Source organism: Aquitalea palustris, assembly GCF_003693445.1.
Taxonomy (GTDB): Bacteria; Pseudomonadota; Gammaproteobacteria; order Burkholderiales; family Chromobacteriaceae; genus Aquitalea; species Aquitalea palustris.
In genome coordinates, this window is the sequence record NZ_RFAR01000026.1 from 101,525 (window position 1) to 107,919 (window position 6,395).

General features: G+C 59.6%; 6 protein-coding genes. 4 read left to right on the forward strand and 2 right to left on the reverse strand.

Annotation, left to right across the window (positions count from 1 at the left end):
• Nucleotides 1–83: 83 nt before the first annotated feature.
• Both EAY64_RS08000 and EAY64_RS08005 read right to left on the reverse strand, forming a co-directional pair.
• Nucleotides 84–1,172: an ABC transporter substrate-binding protein gene (locus EAY64_RS08000; protein WP_158604638.1), complete on the reverse strand. Its 1,089-nt coding sequence runs from the start codon at nt 1,170–1,172 to the stop codon at nt 84–86.
• Between the two features lie 73 nt (nt 1,173–1,245).
• Entirely contained in the window at nt 1,246–1,731 is a 486-nt protein-coding gene (locus EAY64_RS08005; protein ID WP_089085887.1) for an Lrp/AsnC family transcriptional regulator, read from the reverse strand.
• Between the two features lie 484 nt (nt 1,732–2,215).
• Here EAY64_RS08005 and hppD point away from each other — a divergent pair, with 484 nt between their 5' ends.
• The 4 genes from hppD (at nt 2,216) to maiA (ending at nt 6,216) form a co-directional block, all read left to right on the forward strand.
• Nucleotides 2,216–3,298, forward strand: coding sequence for a 4-hydroxyphenylpyruvate dioxygenase (hppD, locus tag EAY64_RS08010; protein WP_103524258.1), 1,083 nt, complete (start codon nt 2,216–2,218; stop codon nt 3,296–3,298).
• Between the two features lie 100 nt (nt 3,299–3,398).
• On the forward strand, nt 3,399–4,529 hold the full coding sequence (locus tag EAY64_RS08015) for a homogentisate 1,2-dioxygenase (protein WP_103524251.1): 1,131 nt from the start codon (nt 3,399–3,401) through the stop codon (nt 4,527–4,529).
• A gap of 66 nt (nt 4,530–4,595) precedes the next feature.
• On the forward strand, nt 4,596–5,579 hold the full coding sequence (locus EAY64_RS08020; RefSeq protein ID WP_103524252.1) for a fumarylacetoacetate hydrolase family protein: 984 nt from the start codon (nt 4,596–4,598) through the stop codon (nt 5,577–5,579).
• A complete protein-coding gene (maiA, locus tag EAY64_RS08025) occupies nt 5,572–6,216 on the forward strand; it encodes a maleylacetoacetate isomerase (RefSeq protein ID WP_103524253.1) in 645 nt (214 codons plus the stop codon). Before EAY64_RS08020 ends, maiA begins: the two co-directional genes overlap by 8 nt.
• The last annotated feature ends 179 nt before the right edge of the window (nt 6,217–6,395 follow it).

Here is a 6,395-nt window from a genome sequence, read left to right on the forward strand (position 1 = left end):
GTACCAGGGTACGGCCCGCGGCGGTCATGCCGGCTAGCAAGGCGGCAGCACGCGTCCTGTAGTGCGCATCGTGTCAGCAGCTGCTAGTCCAGCACCATGTTGAAGCGAAAGGCGTAGTGCTGCAGGGCCGGATTGGCAAATTTGCTGAACTGTCTGAAACGGATGCTGCTGAAATCATTATCGGCAAATCGTTGCTGAAAGTGCAGGGCTTGTGGCGCGGAAATGGCGCTGAACATGGCCGGTTGCAGCTGCAGGCCTTCGCTGGCGAAGTCGCGGCCGTGTTGATAGTCGTACAGCAGCACCAGGCTCCAGGCACCGGTCATGAAATGGCCGGCGGCCAGGGCGCTAAGCCGGCCTTGCTGGCGTTCGCGCATGGCTTGCTGTGAGTTGTTGATGGCGCTGAGCAATACCTCGCGGCCGGCTTGCTTGCCGCTGCGGTGGATGGCTTCTTCCAGACCGAAGGCCATTTCGTCATTGGCTGCCCACACCAGATTGATCTGTGGATAGCGTTGCAACAGCCACTGCCCTTGCTGGATGGCGCGCTGGCGTTCCCATTCGCCATAAACCAGCTGCGTCAGCCGCACCTCCGGATGGGACGCCAGCACGCGCTGGGCGGCAGCCACTCGTTCGCTGGAAGCCGGAGTGGCGTGATCGCCGGCCATCATCAGCACATGCAGTGGCGTGCCGGCGGGAAAGTGGCGGCTGGCCTCGCTCAGCAGCCCCTGCATGGTGAGCGTGCCGGCGGTGGCATTGTCCGGCGCCAGCGAGCCCAGCCAGTGTTTCAGCCTTTGCCGCGGCAGGCCGCTGTTGCGCAACTGGGTGGGGGTGAGCTGGTTGAAACTGAGAAAACAGGGGATACCGGCCTGATCGGCCAGTGAAAGCAGGGCTGGGCCGGTCAGTTTTTCGTTGACCAGCAGCAGGTAGTCAGGTTTGTGGCGGCGCTGGGTGACGGCACGGGTCAGCTTGACCATCTGCAATGGGTCGCGTTCGGCATACAACACCTCCAGCTGGATATCCAGTTGCTGTGCCGCCGCCTGCATGGCCCGCGTTGCACTGAGCCAATACGCTTCGTCATGACGCCCCGGCGAAATGAAAGTGACCGAAAACGCCCATGCCGTGCTGTGCAACATTATTGCAACAGCCAGGGGCAGAATGTGCAGTCGTCGGATCATGCTCATGCCGGGGCCTTTGTTTATTCCTCCAGGATATATCGGATGGCGCAGCGACTCAGGCAGGCATGCCGGCTCACAGACTTCTGAGCTGGCTGAGCGGTAGCGAAGTGGTGCGCTTGATTTCTTTCAGGACAAAGCTGGATTTCACATCTTCCACGCCTTGCTGTTGTAGCAGCTCATCCATGACAAAGCGCGAGAAATGTTCCAGATCTTCAAAATAAACTTGCAGCAGGTAGTCCATTTCCCCGGTCATTGCAAAGCAATTGATGACTTCCGGCCAGCGCTGGACGGCATCGATGAAACTTTGCACATGGGTATTGCCACGCTTCTCCAGCACGACACGGACGTAGGCCTGCAAACCGAGGCCGATTTTGGCCGGGTCGAGCAGGGCGACATATTGGCGGATGACACCGGACTCCTCCAGTTGCTTGAGACGTCTCAGGCAAGGTGAGGGAGAGAGGGCCACTCTTTCCGCAAGCTCCACATTGGTCAACCTGCCATTGAGCTGCAGCTCTGACAGGATGCGCAAGTCTGTCTTATCTAGCGTAAGACTTGGCATGTAAACTCCTCTGATTTGAATTTTTTGAAATTATATTTCTAGTTATTGTTTGTCTGGGGAATGTTTGCAAGAAAATTGCCAGGCATTTTCCCTAGAATAAATAGCCTAACCCGGACATTTTACACGGTGGCGCGAGATCACTGGATAATGTCGGCAAAGATAGAGGAGAGCCCCGGTGAGACACACACAATCGTGCCGCCAGGGAAAGGCGATGGCGCTGGCTGTCGCATGGCATGGTCCATCCCAGCGGTACCCTCTGCCACATCCGGCTTGTTGAGGCTGGTCTGTTGCGTGCACCGCTGCCCTGCGGGGCTGCCTGCTGACTAGCCAATACGCTGCCCGTTCCTCCGCTTTGTCCATTGTCCCCCGCCTTGACTCCTGCTGCCTTGCATGGCCGGTTGTGACCCTTGCCGTATTGCACATCAGCCATGGCGGCCGGCTTGTGATCCAGGTCGGCACTGCCAATGGATAAAGAGGAGAAATGATGAAAATGGAAGCACTGCTGCAAAACCCGCTGGCGACCGACGGCTTCGAGTTTGTCGAGTACACCGCCCCCACCGAGCAAGGCATTGCCGATCTGCGCCAGCTGTTCCTGTCGCTGGGTTTTATCGAAGTGGCCCGCCATCGCAGCAAGAATGTCAGCCTGTACCGCCAGGGCGACATCAATTTCATCCTGAATGGTGAACCGTCCCAGCCGGCCAATGAATTTGGCAAGGTGCACGGCCCGTCGGCCTGTGCCATGGCCTGGCGCGTCCAGAATGCCGCCAAGGCCTACGACTATGCGCTGGCCCACGGTGCCAAGCCCTACGTGCGCCCCATCGGCATGATGGAGCTGAATATTCCTGCGGTTGAAGGCATTGGTGGCTCGGCATTGTATTTCGTTGATCGCTACGGCCCGTCGCACAATATCTATGATGTCGATTTCCTGCCGCTGGAGGGGGTCGAGCAGTTCCCGGCTGGTGTCGGCCTGGTTGAGATCGACCACCTGACCCACAATGTTTTCCGCGGCAATATGGGCAAGTGGGCGGATTTCTACACCGGCATCGGTAATTTCCGCGAAATCCGTTATTTCGATATCGAGGGCAAGCTGACCGGCCTGGTATCCAAGGCCATGACCAGCCCCTGCGGCAAGATCCGCATCCCCATCAATGAGTCTTCCGACGACAAGAGCCAGATCGAGGAATTCCTGCGCGAATACCATGGCGAAGGCATCCAGCACATCGCGCTGACCACGCGCGACATCTACCAGACGGTGGAAACGCTGAAAGCCGCCGGCACCCGTTTCCTGGATACGCCGGACACCTATTACGACAAGGTGGATAGCCGCGTGGCCGGCCATGGTGAAGATCTGGCCCGCCTGCGTAAGAACAGCATTCTGATCGACGGCGCGCCGGTCGAAGGCGCCGGCATTCTGCTGCAGATCTTTACCGAAACCGTCATCGGGCCGATTTTCTTTGAAATCATCCAGCGCAAGGGCAATGAAGGTTTTGGCGAGGGCAACTTCCGTGCGCTGTTCGAATCCATCGAAGAAGACCAGATCCGCCGTGGCGTGCTGAAGGCCGACTGAACCAGACAGTGACTGCGTGGCGCGCAGCCTGGTACTGCGCGCCGCTCCGCTAAATCGACAGCCTGCGGCGCTTGCTGCGCCATATGGCAAGGAATGGCCCATGCGCAAATGGATAAGTTTCCCGCACCGGGAAGGGACAATTTCCCGTCAGGCTCATGCCGATCTGCCGGCCGAAGGCATTTATGAACGCGAAGTCGGGCGTAGCGGCTTTTTCGGCCCGGCCACCCATCTGCATCACAAGCACCCGCCCACCGGCTGGTCGGCCTGGGAAGGCCCGCTCAAGCCACGTGCCTTTGATTTGAATGACCTGCCCAAAGAAACGGCGGCTCCGTGGGGCGCGCCGCTGGTCTTGCATAACAGCCAGTGCCAATTCCGTATCTGGACCTGCAGCCAGGCCATGACCCAGCTGTTCCGCAATGGCGATGGCGATGATTTGTTATTCATCCATGCCGGCAGCGGCGAGCTGTTTTGCGACTATGGCCACTTGAGCTATCGCGATGGTGATTACATCCTGATTCCGCGTTCCACCAGCTGGCGCATCGAGCCGGCCGACACCACCACCATGCTGCTGATCGAGGCCAGTAATGGCGCTTACCAGTTGCCGGACAAGGGACTGGTGGGGCCGCACGCGATTTTCGATGAGGCCATGCTGGATGTGCCGGCCATCGACGATGCCTTCAAGGCGCAGCAGACCGAGGACGAGTGGCAGGTGGTGATCAAGCGCCTGAATGCGCTGTCCACCGTGACTTACCCTTTCAATCCGCTGGATGCCATCGGCTGGCACGGTAATATCGCGGTGGCGCGTATCAACTGGCGCGACATCCGCCCGCTGATGAGCCATCGTTACCATCTGCCGCCATCGGCACACAGCACCTTTGTGGCGGATGGTTTTGTGGTCTGCACCTTTGTGCCGCGCCCGATTGAATCCGACCCTGGCGCATTGAAGGTGCCGTTCTATCACAACAACGACGACTACGACGAAGTCATCTTCTATCACGCTGGTGACTTCTTCAGCCGCGACAATATCAAGCCCGGCATGCTCACCTTCCATCCGGCCGGTTTCACCCATGGCCCGCATCCCAAGGCTTTTGCCAAGGCCATGACCGAGCCGAAGAAATTCACCGACGAAGTGGCGGTGATGATAGATACCCGCAGTGCACTGGAGCAGGGCCCCGGCCTGCCAGCGGTAGAGTGGGCCGGCTATGTCGATAGCTGGAAGCCCAAGGCCTGAGCCGCATCATCCCCTGATCGCCTCCCGCGACCGGCCAAGGCCGGTCGGTGAGCAGAAAGAACACACATGAAACTAGCCACCTACCAAAATCACACCCGCGATGGCCAGCTGATGGTCGTCAGCCGCGATCTCACCCGCGCCGTCGCCGTACCGCATATCGCCGCCAGCCTGCAAGCCGCACTGGATGACTGGAGTCGCTGTGAACCGGCCTTGCAGGAGGTCTATGTCGCGCTGAACCAGGGGCCGGTTAACGGGGCTGTCGATTTCGACCAGTCCGCCTGCCATAGCCCCTTGCCACGTGCCTACCAGTGGGCCGATGGCAGTGCCTATCTCAATCATGTCGAGCTGGTGCGCAAGGCGCGCGGTGCCGAAGTGCCGGCCAGCTTTTACCACGACCCGCTGATGTATCAGGGCGGCTCGGACGCCTTCCTGCCACCCCATGCCGCCATTCCGCTGGCCGATGTCAGCTGGGGGCTGGATTTTGAAGGCGAAGTGGCAGTGATTACCGATGACGTGCAGCTGGGTAGCCAGGCTGACGATTGCGCCGGGCATATCCGCCTGCTGATGCTGGTGAATGATGTCACCCTGCGCAATCTGATTCCGGCCGAGCTGGCCAAGGGCTTCGGCTTCTTCCAGAGCAAGCCTGCCACCGCCTTTTCCCCAGTGGCAGTTACCCCGGATGAGCTGGGTGCTGCCTGGCGCGATGGCAAGGTGCATCTGCCACTGCGCGTGGAATACAACGGGGCCTTGTACGGCGAACCCCAATGCGGGGTGGAGATGCAGTTCAGTTTTGCGCAGCTGGTGGCGCATGTGGCGAAAACCCGCCAGCTGGCGGCCGGCTCCATTGTCGGCTCCGGTACCATTTCCAATCACGACCGCAGCACCGGCTCTTGCTGCCTCGCCGAGCAGCGCATGATTGAAATCATCGAGGGCGGCGCAGCGCGCACGCCTTTCATGCAGCCGGGTGATCATGTCCGTATCGAAATGCTGGATGCCAGCGGACAGTCGATTTTCGGTTGTATCGATCAGCGGGTGATGGGCAATGACTGAGCGTGTGCTGTACGGCTACTACCGTTCCAGTGCGGCCTACAGGGTGCGTATTGCGCTGAATCTCAAAGGCCTGCAATACCGGCAGCAGCCGGTCAATCTGCTCAAGGGTGAGCAGCGCGATCCGGCCTATCTGGCACTCAACCCACAGGGGCTGGTGCCGGCGCTGCTGGATAATGGCCAGTTGCTGAGCCAGTCGCTGGCTATCTGTGAATATCTGGACGAAGCCTATCCGGATACCCCGGCCTTGCTGCCAAGCGATTGCATGGAACGCGCCCGCGTGCGTGCACTGGCACTCAGCATCTGTGCCGATATCCACCCGCTGCACAATGCCCGTGTGCTTAAGTATCTGGAGACCGAGCTGGGCCAGGACGATGCGCAGAAAACCCAATGGATACGTCACTGGATTGCCACCGGCTTTACTGCGCTGGAGCTGCAGCTGGCCAGCCAGCCAGCCACTTATGCCTGTGGCGATACCCCTGGCTTGCTGGATGCCTGCCTGGTGCCGCAGGTATTTGCCGCGCGGCGTTTCGGCGTGGATCTGGCAGCTTTCCCGCATATCGTGCGGGTGGATGCGGCCTTGAGCGCGCTGCCAGCGGTACAGGCTGCACACCCGGCACAGCAGCCGGATGCCGTTTAGTGCAGCAGCCAATGCCGCAACGCAAAGCGGCGTGACGGCTGAGTGCCAGGGCTTTAAAGCGGTATTTGAAAAAAATCTTGACGCGGCAAGCTGGCTCTGATTAAATGCGTGGCTCTGATGACGCGAAAGCGTAGCAGTGATGGCCAGTTAGCTCAGTTGGTAGAGCAGCGGATTGAAAA

Bases quoted from the DNA above. Each gene is read 5' to 3' on its own strand.
- EAY64_RS08000 (WP_158604638.1), bottom strand. From the start codon at position 1,172: ATGATCCGACGACTGCACATTCTGCCCCTGGCTGTTGCAATAATGTTG.
- EAY64_RS08005 (WP_089085887.1), bottom strand. From the start codon at position 1,731: ATGCCAAGTCTTACGCTAGATAAGACAGACTTGCGCATCCTGTCAGAG.
- hppD (WP_103524258.1), top strand. From the start codon at position 2,216: ATGAAAATGGAAGCACTGCTGCAAAACCCGCTGGCGACCGACGGCTTC.
- EAY64_RS08015 (WP_103524251.1), top strand. From the start codon at position 3,399: ATGCGCAAATGGATAAGTTTCCCGCACCGGGAAGGGACAATTTCCCGT.
- EAY64_RS08020 (WP_103524252.1), top strand. From the start codon at position 4,596: ATGAAACTAGCCACCTACCAAAATCACACCCGCGATGGCCAGCTGATG.
- maiA (WP_103524253.1), top strand. From the start codon at position 5,572: ATGACTGAGCGTGTGCTGTACGGCTACTACCGTTCCAGTGCGGCCTAC.